Source organism: Actinocrispum wychmicini (genome assembly GCF_004345645.1).
Taxonomy (GTDB): domain Bacteria; phylum Actinomycetota; class Actinomycetes; order Mycobacteriales; family Pseudonocardiaceae; genus Kibdelosporangium; species Kibdelosporangium wychmicini.
In genome coordinates this window covers 1554149-1573480 of the sequence record NZ_SLWS01000001.1, presented here as the reverse complement: position 1 = coordinate 1573480, position 19332 = coordinate 1554149, and the positions used below count along the sequence as shown (strand labels likewise).

Annotated in this window: 18 protein-coding genes and 1 pseudogene; 7 read left to right on the top strand and 12 right to left on the bottom strand. The window is 69.0% G+C overall.

Annotation, left to right across the window (positions count from 1 at the left end):
- The first annotated feature begins 19 nt into the window (after positions 1-19).
- On the top strand, positions 20-724 hold the full coding sequence (locus EV192_RS07915) for a S1 family peptidase (protein ID WP_132112480.1): 705 nt from the start codon (positions 20-22) through the stop codon (positions 722-724).
- Between the two features lie 4 nt (positions 725-728).
- Here the strand turns inward: EV192_RS07915 and EV192_RS07910 are convergent, their stop codons facing one another.
- From EV192_RS07910 to EV192_RS07900, 3 genes are read right to left on the bottom strand one after another with little or no spacing between them, the layout of a single operon-like run.
- Entirely contained in the window at positions 729-2057 is a 1329-nt protein-coding gene (locus tag EV192_RS07910) for an 8-oxoguanine deaminase (RefSeq protein ID WP_132112478.1), read from the bottom strand.
- A 1-nt stretch (position 2058) separates the two neighbouring features.
- Positions 2059-3087, bottom strand: a complete 1029-nt coding sequence (locus EV192_RS07905) for an LLM class F420-dependent oxidoreductase (protein WP_132112476.1) — start codon at positions 3085-3087, stop codon at positions 2059-2061.
- 3 nt (positions 3088-3090) lie between these two features.
- Complete coding sequence (locus tag EV192_RS07900; protein ID WP_132112474.1) at positions 3091-4221, bottom strand: CaiB/BaiF CoA transferase family protein; 1131 nt, start codon at positions 4219-4221, stop codon at positions 3091-3093.
- A gap of 74 nt (positions 4222-4295) precedes the next feature.
- On the opposite strand from EV192_RS07900, the gene EV192_RS07895 reads away from it, so the two are divergent.
- Positions 4296-5375, top strand: a complete 1080-nt coding sequence (locus EV192_RS07895; protein ID WP_132112472.1) for a Zn-dependent alcohol dehydrogenase — start codon at positions 4296-4298, stop codon at positions 5373-5375.
- Here EV192_RS07895 and EV192_RS07890 read toward each other — a convergent pair.
- Both EV192_RS07890 and EV192_RS07885 read right to left on the bottom strand, forming a co-directional pair.
- Positions 5368-5949 (bottom strand): TetR/AcrR family transcriptional regulator, encoded by a 582-nt coding sequence (locus EV192_RS07890; protein ID WP_132112470.1) that lies wholly within the window; start codon positions 5947-5949, stop codon positions 5368-5370. The genes EV192_RS07895 and EV192_RS07890 overlap by 8 nt on opposite strands.
- Positions 5940-6749 carry an oxygenase MpaB family protein gene (locus EV192_RS07885; protein WP_132112468.1) on the bottom strand — a complete coding sequence of 270 codons (810 nt, stop codon included), beginning with the start codon at positions 6747-6749 and terminating at the stop codon, positions 5940-5942. The genes EV192_RS07890 and EV192_RS07885 overlap by 10 nt, the downstream gene beginning before the upstream one ends.
- A 123-nt stretch (positions 6750-6872) precedes the next feature.
- On the opposite strand from EV192_RS07885, the gene EV192_RS07880 reads away from it, so the two are divergent.
- On the top strand, positions 6873-8246 hold the full coding sequence (locus EV192_RS07880) for a WS/DGAT/MGAT family O-acyltransferase (RefSeq protein WP_132113156.1): 1374 nt from the start codon (positions 6873-6875) through the stop codon (positions 8244-8246).
- 161 nt (positions 8247-8407) lie between these two features.
- On the opposite strand, the gene kstD is transcribed toward EV192_RS07880, so the two are convergent.
- Together kstD and EV192_RS07870 are read right to left on the bottom strand one after the other, a co-directional pair.
- Entirely contained in the window at positions 8408-10120 is a 1713-nt protein-coding gene (gene kstD, locus EV192_RS07875; protein WP_132112466.1) for a 3-oxosteroid 1-dehydrogenase, read from the bottom strand.
- A 79-nt stretch (positions 10121-10199) separates the two neighbouring features.
- Complete coding sequence (locus EV192_RS07870; RefSeq protein WP_132112464.1) at positions 10200-11213, bottom strand: helix-turn-helix transcriptional regulator; 1014 nt, start codon at positions 11211-11213, stop codon at positions 10200-10202.
- Positions 11214-11336: 123 nt separating this feature from the next.
- Between EV192_RS07870 and EV192_RS07865 the strand changes: the two genes are divergently transcribed.
- Positions 11337-11540 (top strand): hypothetical protein, encoded by a 204-nt coding sequence (locus EV192_RS07865; RefSeq protein WP_132112462.1) that lies wholly within the window; start codon positions 11337-11339, stop codon positions 11538-11540.
- Between the two features lie 26 nt (positions 11541-11566).
- On the opposite strand, the gene EV192_RS07860 is transcribed toward EV192_RS07865, so the two are convergent.
- Positions 11567-12340 carry an NAD(P)-dependent oxidoreductase gene (locus tag EV192_RS07860; RefSeq protein WP_165960238.1) on the bottom strand — a complete coding sequence of 258 codons (774 nt, stop codon included), beginning with the start codon at positions 12338-12340 and terminating at the stop codon, positions 11567-11569.
- Between the two features lie 58 nt (positions 12341-12398).
- Here EV192_RS07860 and EV192_RS07855 point away from each other — a divergent pair, with 58 nt between their 5' ends.
- Positions 12399-13298: a LysR family transcriptional regulator gene (locus tag EV192_RS07855; protein WP_207925908.1), complete on the top strand. Its 900-nt coding sequence runs from the start codon at positions 12399-12401 to the stop codon at positions 13296-13298.
- Here EV192_RS07855 and EV192_RS07850 read toward each other — a convergent pair.
- From EV192_RS07850 to EV192_RS07835, 4 genes and pseudogenes are all read right to left on the bottom strand, one after another.
- Positions 13292-14116: a hypothetical protein gene (locus EV192_RS07850; protein ID WP_132112456.1), complete on the bottom strand. Its 825-nt coding sequence runs from the start codon at positions 14114-14116 to the stop codon at positions 13292-13294. The two genes, EV192_RS07855 and EV192_RS07850, sit on opposite strands and share 7 nt — an antisense overlap.
- Positions 14113-14613, bottom strand: a complete 501-nt coding sequence (locus tag EV192_RS07845; RefSeq protein ID WP_132112454.1) for a SigE family RNA polymerase sigma factor — start codon at positions 14611-14613, stop codon at positions 14113-14115. The genes EV192_RS07850 and EV192_RS07845 overlap by 4 nt, the downstream gene beginning before the upstream one ends.
- Before the next feature lie 271 nt (positions 14614-14884).
- Positions 14885-15607: pseudogene (locus EV192_RS55550) on the bottom strand (glycosyltransferase family 87 protein); the annotation flags it as partial.
- A 170-nt stretch (positions 15608-15777) separates the two neighbouring features.
- On the bottom strand, positions 15778-16692 hold the full coding sequence (locus tag EV192_RS07835) for an NADP-dependent oxidoreductase (RefSeq protein WP_132112450.1): 915 nt from the start codon (positions 16690-16692) through the stop codon (positions 15778-15780).
- A 163-nt stretch (positions 16693-16855) separates the two neighbouring features.
- Here EV192_RS07835 and EV192_RS07830 point away from each other — a divergent pair, with 163 nt between their 5' ends.
- Positions 16856-18136 carry an acyl-CoA dehydrogenase family protein gene (locus EV192_RS07830; protein WP_132113153.1) on the top strand — a complete coding sequence of 427 codons (1281 nt, stop codon included), beginning with the start codon at positions 16856-16858 and terminating at the stop codon, positions 18134-18136.
- On the top strand, positions 18133-19332 hold the full coding sequence (locus tag EV192_RS07825) for an acyl-CoA dehydrogenase family protein (RefSeq protein ID WP_132112448.1): 1200 nt from the start codon (positions 18133-18135) through the stop codon (positions 19330-19332). Before EV192_RS07830 ends, EV192_RS07825 begins: the two co-directional genes overlap by 4 nt.

Sequence of the window (19332 nt, the reverse complement as noted above, 5' to 3'; positions counted from 1 at the left end):
TCGTCGAAAGGACTGGATCATGCGTAAATCAGTCGTGGCCGCCGTGGTGTGCCTCGCCGCGCTCGCGGTCGCCCCGGCCGCTCAGGCCGGTGGTGTGTCTCCGCAGATCATCGGGGGTGGCACGGTCGGCTCGGCGCCGTGGGGCGCCCAGATCTACTGGGACCAGGGCGGCAGCCAGTTCGACGGATTCGAATGCTCCGGCACGATCATCGCGGCGCAATGGGTGATGACCGCCCGCCATTGCGAGAATGCGTCCGGAATGCACGTTCTGGTCGGGAACGTGAATTTCGACCAGGGTGTCCGGGGTCAGGTCGACCGCCAGGTGACGTCCCCCAACGGTGACATCGCGTTGCTGCACCTGACCGCGCCGATCAACACCACATTCATGCGCCTCGGCAACGCCGACCCGGCGACCGGCTCCACCAACCAGATCTTCGGTTGGGGCCGCACCCTCAACCAGAGCCCGCCGTCACCGGTCCTCAAGACCGCGAACGTCCGCGTGACCGGCCGCAGCACGGACGCCTTCGGCGGCCGTGCCATCGGCAGCCAAGGCATCAACGGCGCCGCCTGGCACGGCGACTCAGGCGGTCCCGAGGTGGCCAACGGCGTGCAGGTGGGTGTCGCGTCGACCGCCGGCAACAGCGGCTCGAACCCACAGGGCATCCAGAACTACGCCAGCGTCGCGGCCAGCCGTACCTTCATCCGCAACACTGCCGGCGTCTGACTCCTTAGCTGGCCAGGTCGGCGCATGCCCTGGCCAAGTTCTGGGTCAGTTCGGCCTCGGAAGCGGTGAGCAGGCGGTCCTTCTCGACGACCTGCTCACCGCCGACGAGCAGCATCTCCAACGGCGGTACGCGGCCGAAGACAAGTGCGGCAACAGGATCCGCGATTCCCGTGTGCGCCAAGGTGTCCAGGCGCCAGATCGCGAGGTCCGCGAGTTTGCCCGGTTCGATCGACCCGAGGTGCTCGTCCCGGCCGAGGCACTGGGCGCCGCCCATGGTTCCCAGCCACAGAGCCTGCCTGGCGGTCAACGCCGCAGGGCCGCCGCGCAACCTGGCGACCAACAGGGCTTGACGAAGTTCCTCAGCCAGGCCGCCGGACTCGTTGGACGCCGCCCCGTCCACGCCGAGGCCGACCGGCACGCCGGCGTCGAGGAACGAGCGGACCGGGGCGATCCCGGCGCCGACCCGGGCGTTCGAGCTCGGGCAGTGCGCGACCCCGGTTCGGTTGCGTGCCAACAGGTCGATCTCCGCGTCATGGACGTGCACGCCGTGCGCCAGCCACACGTCCGGGCCCAGCCAGCCCAGTTCTTCGGCGTACTGGACCGGAGTCTGGCCGAACATCGCCAGGCACTGTTCCTCTTCGTCGACTGTCTCGGCGAGGTGGGTGTGCAGGCGGACACCGTGTCGGCGGGCGAGTTCCGCGCCGGCGCGCATCAGTTCCTTGGACGCCGAGAACGGCGAACACGGGCCCACCGCGACCTGGATCCGAGCGTCCGGGGCGGGGTCGTGGTACGTCGTGATCGCCGACTCGGTACGTGCCAACGCTTCCTGCGTGTCCTCCACAATGGAGTCCGGCGGCAGTCCGCCTTTCGAAGACCCGAGGTCCATCGACCCGCGGACCGCGTGCAGCCGGATGCCGATCCGTTTCCCGGACTCGACCAACGCGCCGAAGACGTCCGTGGGGAACACGTAGTGATGGTCAGCCGCGGTCGTACAGCCGCTCAACGCCAGCATTCCCAGCCCGGCCGCCGAAGTCGCGGACACGATGTCCGGGGTGATACCGGTCCACAGTGGATATAACGACGTCAGCCAGCCGAACAGGTCCGCCTGCTGCGCGTACCCACGGGTGCCCCACTGGTAGAGGTGGTGGTGGGTGTTGACCAGGCCTGGGGTGATCAGGCACCCGGACACGTCCACCCGCCGCAGCCCCTCGAAACCGGCGGGCACAGCGGAACCCACGGCGGCAATCCGGCCGTCCACCACCGCCACGTAACCCGACGAGTACTCAGATCCGGTGACGGTGGCGACATAAGCGCCGTAGTAGAGCGCGTCCACGCTAGGCGAGCCACTCCTTGACCTGTGCGATCAACGCGGCCGGGTCGGCGCCGATCGGGGTCACGTTCAACGTGGTGACACCGGCTTCCTTGAACGCCTGCAGGCGTTCCTTCACGTACCCGGCCGGGCCGACCAGGTTCATCAGCTCGGCGAACTCGGCGGGCACGGCCGCGGCGGCTTCTTCCTTACGGCCGGACAGGTACAGCTCCTGGATCTGCTCGGCCTCGGCTTCGTAGCCGTAGCGGCGGGCCAGGTCGTTGTAGAAGTTCCGGCCCTTGGCGCCCATTCCGCCGACGTACAACGCGATGACCGGCCGCGACGCGTCCCGAACCGCGTCGACGTCGTCGCCGATGGCGAGCAGCCCGCCGGCCACGATCTCCAGGTCGCCCAGGCTCGCGTCCCGCTTGGCTTTGCCGGCGGCGAGCGAGGCACCCCAGACGTCGTTCGCCTTCTCCGGGATGAACAGGGTGGGCAGCCAGCCGTCCGCGATCTCCGCGGTCATCTGGACGTTCTTGTCGCCCAGGGACGCGATGTAGATCGGGATGTCCGCGCGGATCGGCCGGGTCAGCATCTTCAGCGGCTTGCCGAGCCCGGTGCCCTGGTCGGCCGGCAGCGGGATCGGGTAGTTGCCGGTGTTGGTGATCACCTCGCGGCGCCAGATCCGCCGGCAGATGTCGACGATCTCGCGGGTCCGGCCGAGCGGCTTGTCGTACGGGACGCCGTGCCACCCCTCGATGACCTGCGGGCCGGAGGCGCCGAGGCCGAGGATCGCGCGTCCGCCGGACACCGCGTCGAGACCGGCCGCGGTCTGGGCGATCAGCGCGGGCGTGCGGGAGTAGATGGGCAGGATGGCCGACCCGATCTGGACCGTCGTGGTCTTGGCGGCGAGATATCCCATCAGGGTCGGCGAGTCGAAGCCGTACGCCTCGGCCACCCACACCGCGTCCAGGCCGGCGTTCTCCATCGCCGAGACCTGCTCGATCAGGTCCTTCGGGTCGCCGGCGTACATCAGCTGCGTACTGATCTTCATGGGTCAGCCTTCTTTCACAGCGCCTTGCGCCAGCAGGTCGTCGATGTCGTCGAAACCCCAGTCCGCCAAGGCGGCCCTGGTGTGTTGACCGGCGAACGCCGGTGGTGTCCTGAGCGACGCGGGGGTGCCGGAGAACCGGGGCGCGGGCGCGGGCTGGACGAACCCGTCCCGCTCGACCAACGTGCCGCGCGCGGCGATGTGCGGGTGCTCGGGGGCTTCGGCCAGCGACAGGACAGGCGCGACGCACGCGTCCGTGCCCTCGAACACGTCTGTCCATTCGCGACGGCTGCGGGTGGCGAACACCTCGGCGAACCGCTTGCGTAACTCGGGCCACCGTGGAATGTCCAGCTGCGTGGGCAGATCCTCGTCCGCCAGGCCGAGCAGCCGGATGAACTCCTGATAGAACTGCGGTTCCAACGGACCGACGGCCATGTGCTCGCCGTCGGACGTCTCGTAGACGTCGTAGAAAGGCGCGCCGGTGTCCAGCAGGTTCACGCCTCGCGCGGGTTGCCAGCCGCCTTTGGACACCAGGCCGTAGATCATGGTCCCGAGGTGGGCGGCGCCGTCGACGATCGCCGCGTCCACCACCTGCCCCTGCCCGGACCGCAGCGCGGCCAGGATGCCGACCGTGAGGTACAGGGCGCCGCCACCGAAGTCGCCGAGCAGGTTCAGCGGGACCTGCGGCGGCCCGTCCGCACGGCCGATGGCGTGCAAGAGACCCGTGATCCCGATGTACGCGATGTCGTGGCCGGCGGACTGGGCGAGCGGCCCGTCCTGGCCCCAGCCGGTCATCCGGCCGTACACCAGCTTGCCGTTGCGGGCCAGGCAGTCGGCCGGCCCGATGCCGAGCCGTTCGGTCACCCCCGGCCGCAGGCCCTCGATCAGCACGTCGGCCTGGGCGGCGAGGCGGAGCACGACTTCGGCGCCCGCCGGGTTCTTGAGGTCGACGATGACCGAACGCTTGTTCCGGTTCGTCAAGTCCCCGCCGGCCACACCGGGCAGCGCGGCGGCGCCGGGGCGGTCGACCCGGACCACATCGGCCCCGAGATCGGCCAGGAGCATGGCGCAGAACGGGGCCGGCCCGATCCCGGCCAGCTCGACCACGCGGAGTCCCGCCAGCGGGCCTGTGCTCACCGTCGACCACCTCCTACTCGCCAGTAAGGCGACTTTATACCTAACGCTGTACGGATAGATGTGACAATCACCCCATGGTGCAAGCGGCAGTGGTACACGGACCAGGCAACGACATCGAAGTGGCCGAGATCGAGCTGCCCCAGCTCGGGCCGCGCGAAGTGCGGGTGAGAGTGGCGGCGGCCGGGGTGTGCCACTCGGATCTCTCCATGGTCAACGGGACGTTCGCGCCGAAGTTCCCGCTCGTGCTGGGCCATGAGGCCGCCGGCACGGTCGCGGCGGTCGGCGACCAGGTCACGCGGGTGCGCGAAGGCGACCGGGTGGTGGTGAACTGGGCGCCCGCGTGCCGGCGGTGCTGGTTCTGCCTCAACTCCCAACCCTGGCTGTGTGTCCAGGTGGAAGGCAACGTCAGCCAGCCGCGCGGCACGATCGACGGCAAGGAACTGCAGGTCACGCTGGGTGTGGGCGCGTTCGCCGAAGAAGTCGTGCTGCCCGAGGCCACGATGGTGCCGCTTGCGGACGGCGTACCGCTCGACACCGCGGCTCTCCTTGGCTGCGCGGTAGTGACGGGCGTGGGAGCGGCACGCAACACCGCAGGCGTCCGCGCGGGTGAATCTGTCCTTGTCATCGGGCTCGGCGGCGTCGGCCTGTCGGCGATCATCGGCGCGCGGTTGGCCGGCGCGGGACCGATCATCGCCGTGGATGTGGCGCCGGCCAAGGAAGAACTCGCGTTGCAGGCCGGCGCGACCCACTTCCTGACCGCCAACGACAAGCTCGCCAAGCAGGTCCGTGGCCTGACCGGTGGCCGCGGAGTGGACCACGCGCTGGAGTGCGTGGGCGCGTCGGCGACGATCCGCACGGCGTGGGGATGCGCGAGGCGCGGCGGCAAGGTCACGATCGTCGGCGTCGGCCGGCGCGACGACCAGGTGAGCTTCAGCGCCCTGGAGCTGTACCACTTCGCCCGGACGATCGCCGTCTCGGTGTACGGCTCGGGCGACCCGGACCGGGACATCCCGCTGCTGGCGACGCAGATCGAACTGGGCAGGCTGGACCTCGAACCGCTGGTGTCGCACCGGATCTCCCTCAACGAGGTGAACGAGGCGTTCGAGCGGATGCGGACAGGCACCGGGGCACGGTCGCTGCTCGTCTTCAGCTGATGTTGAGCCACGGAACGAGGTAGGTACGGGCGAAGGCGCGCATCTCGCGTTCGTCCTCACAAGGGATACAGCCCTCCGGGGTCAGCACCATCGAGTGGATCAGGCGCGCGAGCATCTCGGCCAACGGTTCCGCGTCGAAGAACGGCAGCAGCCCGGCGTCCTGGTCGGCGCGGATCTTGTCGACCAGGTACGACCGGGCCAGCGCGATCACCGGCCCGCCGGACAGTGTCAGACCGGGCAGGATGGCCTCGGGCTCGCTGGACAGCAAGCGGTTGAGCAACGGATGCCGCCGCAGCCCGCGCACGACCGCCACGAACCCGGTGATCATCCGCTCCTCGGCACTGGGCGCCTTGCTGATCTCCACGTCCACTGCGTCGAGGAATCGTTCGACCTCGCGCAGGCCGACCGCCGCGATCAGGTCGCCCTTCTGCGGGAACCGCCGGTACACCGTGGCCCGCCCCAAGCCGGCCCTTCGGGCCACATCGTCAACGGAGCTGCGCCGAAGTCCGAACTCCTCGTACACCTCCAACGCGGCGTCGAGAATCCGGACCGTGCTCTCGTCGGTCAACGGCATCGCCGGGCCGCCAACGCCATCGGGTGGTACCGCAACCTGGGCGGCACCAGCGGCATGCCCACCCGTACCGCCCGCTTCAGGGCACGCAGCCGCAGCTCGTCCGCCTTCGTCCACTGTAGACCGAGTCGGCTCCGGAAGGGCGGCGGCAGCGTGCCGACCGTCGCGGTCATCAGCACACCGGACGCGACCGGCCCGGCCAGCCGCCACACCGGGTCCGGCAAGTGCGGCCAGGGCGGTTTGACGGGTTTACGGTCGGCGAGCGAGGCCAGCACGTCCCGGACGGACTTGTTGTCCGCCAACTCGTCGGCGACCATGTGCCGAAAGTACTCCCAGAATCCGGTGAGGGTGGCCGGCATCCGGCTCGCCTTGATCCCGAGGACCTCGCCGAGCCACCGCCATTCCGCGTACAGCCGGTGTTGTTCGGCGAGCGGCAGCGGCGGGCCGAAGTTGGCGTGCAGGTCCACACCCGCCTCGAACAGCGTGGCGTGCACCCAGCAGTACGCGTCCGGGTCGAGCGCGCTGTACCGCTGGCCGTGCTGGTCGACACCCTTGAAGCCCTTGTGCAGCTCACGCAGCCGCCGCGCCTCGGTGTACGCGCGTTCGCCGCCGTATTCCTGAAGCATCAACGAATCGATCGTGCGTCGCAGCCGTTGCCAAGGCCGCTTCCGGAAGTCCGAGTGATCCGCGACCCCGGCCCCCACAGTTGGATGGGCCACTTGGAGCAGCAAGGCCCGGCCGGACCCGAGCAACAGCCGCCAGTCCACGGCGTTACGCCATGTCGCTGAACCAGGCCCGATCATCGACACCTCTCACGTGAGACGACGATACGCCGAATGTATCACTGCTCGATCTTCCTGGCTACCCTGCGTGGTGGTAGTTTCTGCAGGCCACGGGTGGGGAACAGGAGGCAGGAAATGGCGCGTATCCCGCTTATGCCGATCACCGACTCCATGTTCCTGATCGGCGAGTCCCGAGAACATCCCATGCACGTCGGCGGGCTGCAGCTGTACACGTTGCCCGACGGCGCCGGCCCGGACTACCTCAGCCAGCTGTACCACTCGCTGGTCGGTGCCGAGGAGACCGTCCAGCAGCTGTTCCGCAAGCGGCCGCGACGGCCGGTGGGCAGCCTCGGCCAGTGGTCCTGGTCCACGGACAACCAGTTGGACATGGAGTACCACGTCCGGTTCTCCGCGCTGCCCCGGCCGGGACGCGTCCGTGAACTGCTGGAACTGGTGTCCCGGCTGCACGGCTCGTTACTGGACCGGCATCGCCCGCTGTGGGAGTTCTCGCTGATCGAAGGCCTGGAAGGCAACAGGTTCGCCACGTACTCGAAGGTCCACCACGCGCTGATGGACGGCGTTTCCTCGATCATCCTGGCCAACCGCGCGCTCTCAACGGACTCGACGACCATGGGAATGCCGCCGGTCTGGGCGGTGCCGCCGATCGAGAAGGCCGAACGGAACGGCCAAGGTGGCCCGTTGGCGTTATTGGAATCGTTGCGGGGCATGACGACTGACATCGCCGGTGTGCTGCCGGCGGTGGTCAAAGGCGCCCAGACGGCCCTGCGCGAGCAGGCTTCGGTGCTGCCTTTCCAGGCGCCACGGACGATCTTCAACGTCCAGATCACCGGTGCCCGCCGGTTCGCGGCCCAGAAATGGTCGCTGGACCGGATCAAGGCGGTCCGCAAGGCGACCGGCGCGACACTCAACGACGTCGTCCTGGCGATGTGCGCCGGCGCGTTGCGGCGCTACCTGCTCGAACTGGACGCGCTGCCCGACCGGCCACTGATCTCGATGGTGCCGGTGTCCTTGCGCGGCAAGCAGAAACGGTCGGAGGCCAGCGGCAACTCGGTCGGCGCGATCCTGGTGAACCTGGGCACGCACCTGGCCGACCCGGTCGAGCGGTTCACCCAGATCACCGAGTCCGCCCAGGTGGCCAAGCGGTCACTGGCCGAGCTGAGCCCGTTGCAGATCCTGGCGCTGTCCGGGCTGACCATGGCGCCGCTGGCGTTCGCGCCGATCCCGGGCTTCGTGAACCTGACCCCGCCGCCGTTCAACCTGATCATCTCGAACGTGCCCGGCGCGCAGAAACCGTTGTTCTGGAACGGCGCCGAACTGCAAGGCATGTACCCGCTGTCGATCCCGTACGACGGGCAGGCCCTGAACATCACGATCACGAGCTACGCGGGCGCGTTGAACTTCGGCCTGACCGGCTGCCGCCGGAACGTGCCGCACCTGCAACGGCTGCTGACGCATCTGGAGGATTCGTTGGCGGAGCTGGAGAAGGCGGTCGGCTAGGGCCTGTATCGAGGTCCCCGTTCGATGAGAGTCGGGATCGGGGCGGTTCCTGGCGTCGCCGCCGGTACGCCGCGAATACTGGTTGTCTTTGGGTGTGCCGGCGGTGGCGCCAGGGACCGCATCCGGCCCGGCTATCGCGGACGGGGACCTCGATACAGGCCCTAAATGTCGTTGGCCGCGATGTGGCCGAACGTCATGGCCGGGCCGATCGTGGAGCCGGCGCCCGCGTAGCTGTGCCCCATCACGGCCGCGCTGGCGTTCCCGGCCGCGTACAGTCCTGGGATCACGGTTCCGTCCGATCGCAACGCCCGCGCTCGGGCGTCCGTGACGATGCCGCCCTTCGTCCCCAGGTCGCCCGGGACGATCCGGAACGCGTAGAACGGCGGCAGCCACAGCGCTGCCAAGCTGGACGACGGAAACACAGCAGGGTCCGTGTAGTAGTGGTCGTAGGCGCTGTCACCGCGGTGGAAGTCCAGGTCACGGCCGGTGAAGGCGAAGCCGTTGAAGCGGTTCACGGTCGCGCGCAGGGTCGACGGCGGCACACCGATCGCTATGGCCAGTCCTTCGACCGTCGCAGCCTTCACAGCCGCGCCTGAAGCGAACCACGCGTCCGGCAAAGGCAACGCCGGCAACGTGTCCCGGAACAGGTACTTGTTGCGGTAGCTCTGGTCCACGACCATCCACGACGGAATACACGGCGCTGTGGGGTTCTTGTCGTACATCACGTGCACGACGTCGCTGTACGGCGCGGCCTCGTTGACGAACCGTTGCCCTGCCTGGTTGATGATCAGGCCGCCGGGCAAAGTCCGCTCGGCGAGGCAGAAGTACGGCCCGTCAGGCAACGGGATCGCCGGCCCCCACCACGCATCGTCCATCAAAGCCAGTGCCGCGCCGGCGCGTTGCCCGGCTTGGATGCCGTCGCCGGTGTTCGTCCGCGTCCCGACCGTCCACTCTGTACCAATCGGCGCACGTTGGTACTGAGCGCGCATGGCGGCGTTGTGCTCGAACCCGCCCGATCCGACGATCACTCCTCGCGTCGCCCTGATCGGGCCCTGCGGTGTCAGCACTCCCGCGACCCGGCCGTTCTCCACGAGCAGGTCCTGCAACGGGGTGTTCAGCAGCACCGGGACCCCGGCCTGCGCCAACCCGACCCGCAGCGCCCCGGCCAGCGACTGACCCATGGTCAACGGCTTCTGTCCGGCCAACGCGGCGGCTGTGCCTCGCGCGAGGCACTCGGCCGCGACCGCAGCGCCCTTGACGTTCACCGCGGCCAGGTTGAGCCACTTGTAGTCGGCGCCGAAGACCACCATGCCGGCCGGAACCGGCAGGTAGGGCGGGTTCAGGTTGGCCAGCTCGGCGCCGAGCGCGGTGCCGTCGAACACGTCCGGCTCGATCGACCGGCCGTTCGGCATTCCGCCGGGCAGCTCGGGGTAGTAGTCGCTGTAGCCCGGCATGAACCGGAACCGCAAGGGACTGTTGGCCGTCACGAACGAGATCATCTTCGGCCCGTTGACCAGAAACGCCTGCTGGCGCTCGGGAGACGAGCCGTTGCCGACGACGGCAGCGAGGTACTGCGCGGCTTTCTGCGGTGTGTCCGGCACGCCCGCCGCGAGCAGGACCTGGTTGTTGGGAATCCAGACGGCCGCACCCGACCGGGCCAGCGAGCCACCGAACACCGACGCCTTCTCGATGACGACGACCTTCAGGCCGCGTTTGGCCGCGGTCAACGCGGCCGTCATGCCCGCCGCGCCCGCGCCGACGACCACGACGTCGTACGCCCCCACGTCGGCCGACGCGATACGTGCCGGCGTCAGGCCCGCGGCCAACGCGAGCCCGGCTCCGGCGAGGACGTTCCGGCGGGACACCTGTGTCATGCCACAGACGCTAGAACGTGTTACATATTTTTCTCAATCCATCAAACGGTGTAGTGGTTAGCTCCACAAGAACGTGTTACTACAACGCCATGAACAACGCGATCAGCTCACGCCTGCTGCGCACCCCGGTCTTGGTGAACACCGACCGCAGGTGGTCCTGCACGGTGACCGGGGTGAGGGTGAGCAACCCGGCGATCTCCTTGGTGCTGTTGCCCCGCAGCACGGCCCGCGCGACCTCCTGCTCGCGGCTGGTCAGGCCGTAGGTCATCAGCGCGATCGGCATCACCTCCGCCGGTGCGGCCGGCCTGGCCACCACCGCCACCCGCCCCTCGTCACCGCCTTGCAGCAGCGAGGCATGCAGCATCAGCCATCGCCCGTTCGGCGCGCGCAGCCGGGCCATGGCCGGCGCGCCCCCGGCGCCCCTGGCCTGTTCGGCGACGGTCAGCAGTCCACTGTGCTCACCCAGTTCGGCGAGCAGTGCCTGCGCCTGCTGGTCGGCCGCTGCCACCTGCCCGTTCGGCCCCAACACCGTCACCGCCAACGCGGTTTCGGGTTGGCTGCCGGCGGGCTGGTAGCAGCTCCGCAGCGCCATCCCCACATGCCGCGTGAAGGTCTCCACCAACCGCAACTCCTCGGCCCGGTACGGCCCCCGGTCCGGTGCCCGCATCAGCGCGGCGGCACCCCACCGGCCACCCTGCGCGTCGAAGTTGAGGCGCATCTCGTCGCCGTAGCCCATTTCGGTGAGCAGTTCCCGGTATCGCACGCTGCGCTCGGGCCGGCCATGAGTGGCCCGGGTGACCGAATCGGCGCCACGGCCGCTGCGACGCAGCCGCTCGAAAGTGAGCGGATCGTCCGACCACAGCTCGATGTGCACCGCCTGCTCGAACCGGGACAGGTCCAGCCCATCGGACACAGTGGACGTCACGAACCCGGTGACCGGGTCGGCGCCGTGCCAGCAGCCGGCGTCGAACCCCACCACCTCCCGGAGTCTGTCGCGCAACTGGGCGAACAGGACGGGCATCGGCAGCTTGTCCCTGGCCAGATCCCGCACGTCCGCGACGAGTTCGCGCTCCAGATCACGAAGGCTTGGCACCCCGGGCACGGTACCCGGCCCGCCGAAGATCCCAGAAATCTGGGATGGATTCCGCCACCGGTGACCCAACACGATGGCCTCTGGTGACGGGAATTCCCCATGCCGAAATCACAAGGAGTGTTCATGAAGTACCTTCGACGCATCGCGGCCACGATCCTGCCCGCAGCGGTACTCGCCGCGGTGGCGGTCACCGCGGGCGCCGGCACCGCCTCGGCCTCCATGCCCGATCGCGGCTCCCAGTGCAACGCGATGTACGAGTCGTTGAGGTCGACCCCCGCACTCGCCAGGGCCGCCTATCTCGGCTGCGTGGCCACCGCCGGTTACTGATTGCTGACCCCAGGGGCGGCCTGCCGTCAGCTCCGCGAGAACGTGTTCCTGATCTGATCGACGGTCCCAGCCAGGTCAGTGTCGGCGGCCACGGTCGCCAAGTGCTCGAACACCGTGTTCGCCACCGGCAGGTCGCCCTTGGCCAGCGCCACATCCTTGGCCGCCAGGCGAATCGGGTAGTACACCCCCTCCGCGAAGGCGCGGCCCGCGATGCCGGCCAGCGGTGACGCCGCCATGGCCTGCCTGACCACGTCCTCCGGCAGGCCGAACCGGTCCGCGAGGGCCATCGCCTCGCCGATCACCGCCACCCCCGCGATGACCGCGTTGATCAACACGAGTTTCACGGCGGCGCCGGCACCCCTCGGACCGTCCCGCCGGACCGTCCCGAACAACTCCAGGACGGACGTCACCGGATCCGCGTCCCCGCCGACGTGCAGCACCAGCTCACCCTTCGCGGCCCGGTCGACGCTGCCCAGCACCGGGGCGTCGATCAACGTCACACCGGCGGGCAGCAGCTCCGCGACCTCGTTGACGGCGTCCGGGCCGATGGTGGACATCTCGATCAGATGCGTGCCGGCGGCCAACGGCAGGCCCTTCACCACCTCCTTGACCACGTCCGCGTCGGTGAGCATGGTGATCACGACTTCAGCGTCACGTACCGCCTCAGCGGGCGTGGCCGCCACCTTGCCCGGGAACTGTTTGGGTGAACGGTTCCACACTGTCAGGTCATGTCCGGCGGCCAGGACGCGCTTGGCCATCGGCAGGCCCATCGCGCCGAGGCCCAGAAAAGCGATCTTCATGACGTCCACGCTAGGCGCTGGCGAGCGATGCAACCAGCGAATGTCTAGCATGGAATCCATGCCGCTCTCGCATGACTTCGCCACCCCGCTGCTGCGGGTCTTCGTGGCCGTGGCCCGGCTGGGTTCGTTCACCGCCGCGGCCCCGGACCTGGGCTACACCCAGTCGGCGGTGTCCCGGCAGATCTCGGCCCTCGAAGAGGAGGCGGGCACCGCCCTCTTCGACCGCCTGCCGCGAGGTGTCCGGCTGACCGAGCCAGGACGACGCCTGCTCGGCCACGCCCAAGCCGTGCTCGACAGGCTCGACGCCGCCCGCCGCGACCTGGCCAACCTCCAGGCGCTGACGACCGGCAGCCTGCGCGTGGCCGGCTTCGCCACCGCGGACGCCGTCCTTGTCCCCCAAGCCATCAGGGCCTTCCAACAGTCCTATCCGGACGTCCAGGTCACCCTCCGGGAAGGCTTCACCCCGGGCCTGCTCGCCATGGTCGCGGACGGCGACGTCGACGTGGCCGTGGTGAGTTTCCCGCGCAGGCACCACATCGACGGCTTCGACCTGCACAAGCTGCGCGACGACTACATGTACGTCGCCCTGCCGCCGGGGCACGCCCTGGCCGGCGCGCGCCAGGTCCGGCTGAAGGAGCTGGTCGACGAGAACTGGATCGCCGGCAGCACCAAACCCGAGGACACCCTGATGAGTTCGTGCCTGCGCAAGGGTTTCCAGCCCAAGATCGGCTTCGTGGCCCGGGACTGGATGGCCAAGCAGGGCTTTGTCGCGGCCGGCGTCGGCGTCACGCTGATCCCGTCGCTCGCGGTGGACGCCTGCCGCCCGGACATCTCGCTGGTGCTCGTGCACCCGGACGACATCGCGCCGCGTCAGATCTACGCGGCCACCGCGAGCGGCATCACCCTTTCTCCTGCGGCGCAGGCTTTCCTGGACCTGCTGACACCAGTAGATCAGTAGGCGAAGCTGGGTGTCGCCGCCACCTTGAACAGGTCGTCGGCGGTCAGCGGCGGGTCGTCCCTGGTCGCCGCGGTGGCGAACAGGCCCGTCGTGTTCTCGACGTACATCTCCAGGAACGACCCGTTCGGCCGGATGACGGTGAGCCGCCGCAACACCGAGTTCGGGACAGTGACCGGACCGTGGATGTCGAAGACCCTGGCCTTGCTGCCGTCCGGGAACCTCTTCTCCAGGCAGAAGATGCTCTCCTGCACCGCTTTGCAGCTCAGCACGTCGGTCAGCGGCCGCGACCGGGTGACGTTGACGGCCACCCGGCCGGCGCCGCGGCTGTCCCTGAGAATCGCGTACGCCTGGTAGGAGTCGGTGTTCTCCCGGGCGAACTGGAACGGTTCGTCGGGCGCGTCGGCGGAGGGTTCGACCGTCATTCCCGGCGGGACGATGTGGGCGTTGGCGAACATCTCGGTCAACCGCTTGCCGCGGTCGTCGATGACACGTTGGGTCGACGGCGGCTGCCCCACCGGTGGCCGGCCTGGCCGCTGTGCCGGGTCCGCCGCCGACGTCTCAGGTGCCGTCGTGCTCACGTCGGTCCGGATCGAGGGACCGATCGGCACGCTGTCCTTCTTGTTCCCGGTCAGAATCACCGCACCCATCGCGACGGCGACCACGCCCAGGATCGCACCACTGCTGATGACAGTCCGCCGACGGGACTGGCGTCGACGCGCGGTCCGCAGCAACGCATGCGGGTCCATGTCCAGCGGCGGCTCCGTGCTCACCGCGCGCTCCAGCAACGCCTTGGCCACTGTTTGGTCGTCGTCGTTCATCGGTGTCCCTCCAGCAGCCCGTCGTCGCTGGTCATCGCACGTAACGTGGCCAGCCCGCGCGCGGCCTGGCTTTTCACCGTGCCCTCGCTGCAGCCCAGCACCTTCGCCACCTCGTCGACCGGCAGATCCTCCCAGTACCGGAGGACGACCGTGGCGCGTTGCCGGGCCGGGAGCGCCGCGAGCGCGCGGAGCACATCGACCGAGATGTCCGGGTCAGGGCCTGTCGTCGAGGTCTCAGGCAGGACCGCGGTCGCCCGTTCGCGGTGCCAGAACCGGCGTGACTCGTCGATCACCGTCCGGACCAGCGTCTTACGGGCGTAACCGCGCAGACCGTCGTCCCGATGCAGTTTCGGCCACGCCAGGAACAGCTTGATCAACACGTTCTGGGTGAGGTCCTGAGCGCGGTGCCAGTCGCCGCACAGCAGGAACGCGGTCCGTCGGAGGTCCGCGCCGTGCGTCCGGACGAACTCGACGAACTCGTCGTCGCGATCCCCCATGCCCCGCTCCTCTCGCTCTACGCATGGGAACGAGGTGGACCCCACGGTTGGTTGCAAACAGGATGCCGCCTGCCAGCAACACGGCCGTGAGCAGGCGACTGTTGCCGGTGACCAGACCGGCCTGGCCCGGCTCCAGATCAGGCCAGACGAGCATCACAGCGAGGACAGCGGCCCCCACGACGACCTGAACGGGTCTGGCCGACCACACCAGCCACAGCCCGGCGAGCACCACCCAGAACAGATGATGCCCCCAGCTGATCGGCGACGCCACGATCGCCGCACACCCGATCACGAGCATCCCGAGCACGTCATGTCCACCGCGGGCGAGCAACCTGCCCTGGTACAGCGCGAAAACCATGACCGCGCCCGCGATCACCGGCCACAGGCCCGGCAGCCCGGTTCGCAGCAGGAAACCCTGGGCGGACTGGTTGTCCACATAGTCCAGGTAGCCGAGACGGGCCTCCATGTGAAAAACAGCGTCCGTCCAATAGGCCCCCGAGTCGCGCGGCAGCACGGCAAACGCGAGCGCGCCGCAACCCACGAACGCGGCCGACGCTCGTAGGCCGTCCCGTGGGCGCCCGCATATCAGCAGGTACACCACGAACGCCAGCGGCGTGAGCTTGATCGCGGCCGCGACGCCCAGACAGATTCCGCGGGTCGACTGTGGTGTCACCTTCAGGACGTCCACCGCCACCAACAGCGCGATCAAGGCGCTGACCTGGCCGAGACCCAGGTTCAACCGGCTGGGCGTGGTCACCAGCAGCAGGCTGTAGCTGCCGAGGACCACGGTCCACCAGACAGGGGGACGCCACTCCTGCCGTTTCCCCCAGGCCAGCACGACCACGAGGAACAGGAGTACAACAAGCGTCCCGGCTGTCCACAACGCGCTCGCCCACCGTTGCGTGACCCAGGACATCGGCCACATCACTAACGCCGCGAACGGTGGATAGATGAACGGGTCGCCGTTCGGCGCGCGCACCCCGTACAGCGGCATGCCGTTCGCTGCCGCGTGGACGCCTAGGAGATAGACGTAGAGGTCGTCCTGGCCTTGGCGCAACGCCTCCCGGACGCTCGCCACGCTCTGCCAGGCCGCCACCACCAACGACAGCCACGGAAGTATCCGGATCACTCACCGCTGTACGAGGTGGCCCACCGCGTGGGTTGTCAGGGCAGCAGCACGATCTTGCCTCGCGTGTGTCCCTTCTCGAGTTCCTCGTAGGCCGCGCGGACCTCGGTCAACGGATACGTCGCCGCGATCGGCACCTCAAGGTCGCCGGCCGCGACCAGGGCGACCAGCTCGCCGACGACCTCGGCCGTGCTGGCCACCGCGCTGCCTTCCGCCTTCACCCCGTAGGTCTGGACGGCCGCGAAGTCCGCGATCGTGTCGATCCGGTCCGGGCTGATCCCCAGCTCGACCGCGAGTTTCACGTAGCCGTCGCCGTGCGTGTCGATGAAGGCGTCGATCGTGCCCGCGGCGCGCAGCCGGTCGGCCAGCCCGTCCCCGTAGGCGACCGGCTTGGCTCCGTGCGCCACGAGCCAGTCGTGGTTCGCCGGGCCGGCGATGCCGATGACCTCGGCGCCGGCGCGGGCCGCCAGTTGTACGACGAGAGAACCGACGCCGCCGGCGGCCCCGGACACCGCCACTGTGTCGCCTGGCTTCAGGGACACGGCACGGACAGCCGCGTAGGCCGTGCTCCCGGCGACGAACAACGTCCCGGCGACCTCCCACGGCACGTTCGCGGGCTTGGCGGTCAGGTTCTTGGCCGCCGCGACCACGTACTCGGCGTGGCTGGCGCGGTCGTCCGTGAAGCCGACGACCTCATCGCCAGCTGTGAAGCCGGTCACCCCTTCGCCCACCTGCTCGACGATCCCGGCCAGGTCACTGCCCTGGCCGGACGGGAACGTGGCCGGCCAGATCGCGTGCAGCAGCCCGGCGCGGATCTTGCCCTCGCCCGGGTTGATCGACGCCGCCTTGACCTTGACCAGCACCTCACCGGCGGCCGGCTCAGGCACCGGCACCTCCACCACCCGCAGGACGTCGATCCCGCCGTACTCGTCGAACCGCACTGCCTTGGGCATTCGTCCGCTCCTCGCTCGTTCACTCCGCTCACCGAGCGCTAACAAGGGCGGGGCCGCCGGTATGCCCGATCACCCCTCGCGATCGACCGAAACCTACTCTAGAGTAGGTAAGCAACGGAGCGAGGAGTTGGTGACATTGGTCGAACGGCACAAGCGGGACGCCATGGGTATCGCGCTCGCGGTACTCAACCGGATCGCAGGGGCACGCATCGTGCAGCGGCTCGGGCTGAACAAGCCGATCGAGCGCGGCGTCTACCAGGCGACCAGGACCGGGTTCCGCACGTTCGGCGCCGCGACCCGCACGTTCCAGGCCGCGACCCGGCTGGGCAAGCCCGCCCGGCTCGAGCCGGTGGGAGAACGCGGCCTGTTCGACCTCACCCCCGACGACGAGCAGCAGATGATCCGGGACACGGTCGCGGAGTTCGCGACCGAGCGGCTGCGTCCGGCCGCCGCCGACGCGGACACCGCGTGCACGCCTCCCGCCGAGCTGCTCGCCACCGCCGCCGAACTGGGCGTGACCATGATCGGCGTGCCGGAGTCCCTCGGCGGCGTGGGCACCGAGCGGTCCACTGTGTCCGGTGTGCTGATCGCGGAGGCGTTGGCACACGGCGACATGGGGCTCGCGGTCGCCTGCCTGGCGCCCTCGGCGGTGAGCAACGCGTTGGTGCTGTGGGGCGACGCCGACCAGCAGGCCACGTACCTGCCGTCCTTTGTGGGCGATAACGTGCCCGCGGCCGCGTTGGCGATTCTGGAGCCGAAACCGTTGTTCGACCCGTTCGCCCTGGCCACGAAGGCGACCCGGACACCGCGGGGATACCGGCTGGACGGCGTGAAGTCGCTGGTGCCGCGGGCCGCCGACGCCGAACTGTTCGTGGTGGCCGCGATGCTGGACGGCTCGCCCACGTTGTTCATCGTGGAGTCCTCCGGTGTGCTGATCGAGGCCGAGCCGGCGATGGGACTGCGGGCCGCCGGAATGGGCCGGCTGGTGCTCGACGGCGTCACCGTGCCGCGGTCCGCCCTGTTGGGGGACAAGGCTTCGTACGTCGAATGCGTCCGGCTCAGCCGGCTGGGGTGGTGTGCCCTGGCGGTCGGCACGGCCCAGGCCGTGCTGGACTACGTGATCCCGTACGTCAACGAGCGGGTGGCGTTCGGCGAACCGGTCAGCCACCGGCAGGGAGTGGCGTTCAGGGTCGCGGACATCAGCATCGAGCTGGAAGGGATGCGGCTGCTCACGTACCGGGCGGCAGCCCGTGCCGAGCAAGGAAAGCCGTACGCCCGTGACGTCGCGCTCGCCCGGAAGCTGTGTGCCGACAAGGGAATGACCATCGGCAGCGACGGCGTGCAACTGCTCGGCGGGCACGGGTTCGTCAAGGAGCATCCGGTGGAACGGTGGTATCGGGACTTGCGAGCGATCGGTCTGATGGAAGGGGCGGTACTGCTGTGATCAACCTGGAGATCCCCAAGAAGTTCGGCGCCCTGATCAACCAGGCGCACCAGGCGGCCGCCGAGATCTTCCGGCCGAACTCGCGCAAGTACGACCGCGCGGAACACACGTACCCCAAGGAGCTGGACATCTTCGCGGCCCTGTTGGACGGCGTGAACGCGTCCGGCGAAGGTGGCGGCGGCGCGTCCGGCGTCCGGCGTGACTCGACGAAGGCGACCGGAATCCGTAACGGCGCCAACATGTCCACGGTCCTTGGCACGATCGAGCTATGCTGGGGCGACGTCGGCTTCCTGCTGTCCATGCCGCGCCAGGGCCTGGGCAACGCGGCCATCGCGTCGGTCGCCAACGAGGAGCAGCTCGCCCGGTTCGGCAAGCTCTGGGCGTCCATGGCGATCACCGAGCCGGACTGCGGCTCGGACTCGGCGGCGATCACGACCACCGCGGTCAAGGACGGCGACCATTACGTGATCAACGGCGAGAAGATCTTCGTCACCGCGGGCGAACGGTCCGACGCGGTCGTGGTGTGGGCCACTTTGGACAAGTCACTCGGCCGGGCCGCGATCAAGTCCTTCGTGGTGGAGAAGGGCACCCCCGGCATGGCGGTGGTGCGGCTGGAGAACAAGCTCGGCATCCGCTCCTCGGACACCGCGGTCATCCGGTTCACCGACTGCCACGTGCCCGCCGAGAACCTGCTCGGCAACCCCGAGATCAGCCAGGGGTTCGCGGGCGTCATGCAGACGTTCGACAACACCCGCCCACTGGTCGCCGCCATGGCCGTCGGCCTGGCCCACGCCGCCCTGGAAGAGACCGAGAAGCTGCTCGCCGAAGCCGGCGTCAAAGTCGACTACGACAAGCCGGCGAACAACCAGCACGCGGCCGCCGCGGCCTTCCTCGCCCTCGAAGCCGACTGGGAGTCCGCGAACCTGCTGACCCTGAAAGCCGCCTGGATGGCCGACAACTCCAAGCCGAACTCCCTGGAAGCCTCGCAGGCCAAGGCGAAAGCCGGCCGGGTCGCCACCGAGATCACCCTGCGCTGCGTGGAACTCTGCGGCTCCCTCGGCTACACCGAGAACGCGCTGCTGGAGAAGTGGGCCCGGGACGCGAAGATCCTGGACATCTTCGAGGGCACCCAGCAGATCCAGCAGCTCATCGTGGCCCGTCGCCTGCTCGGCAAGTCCTCGGGCGAGCTGAAGTAG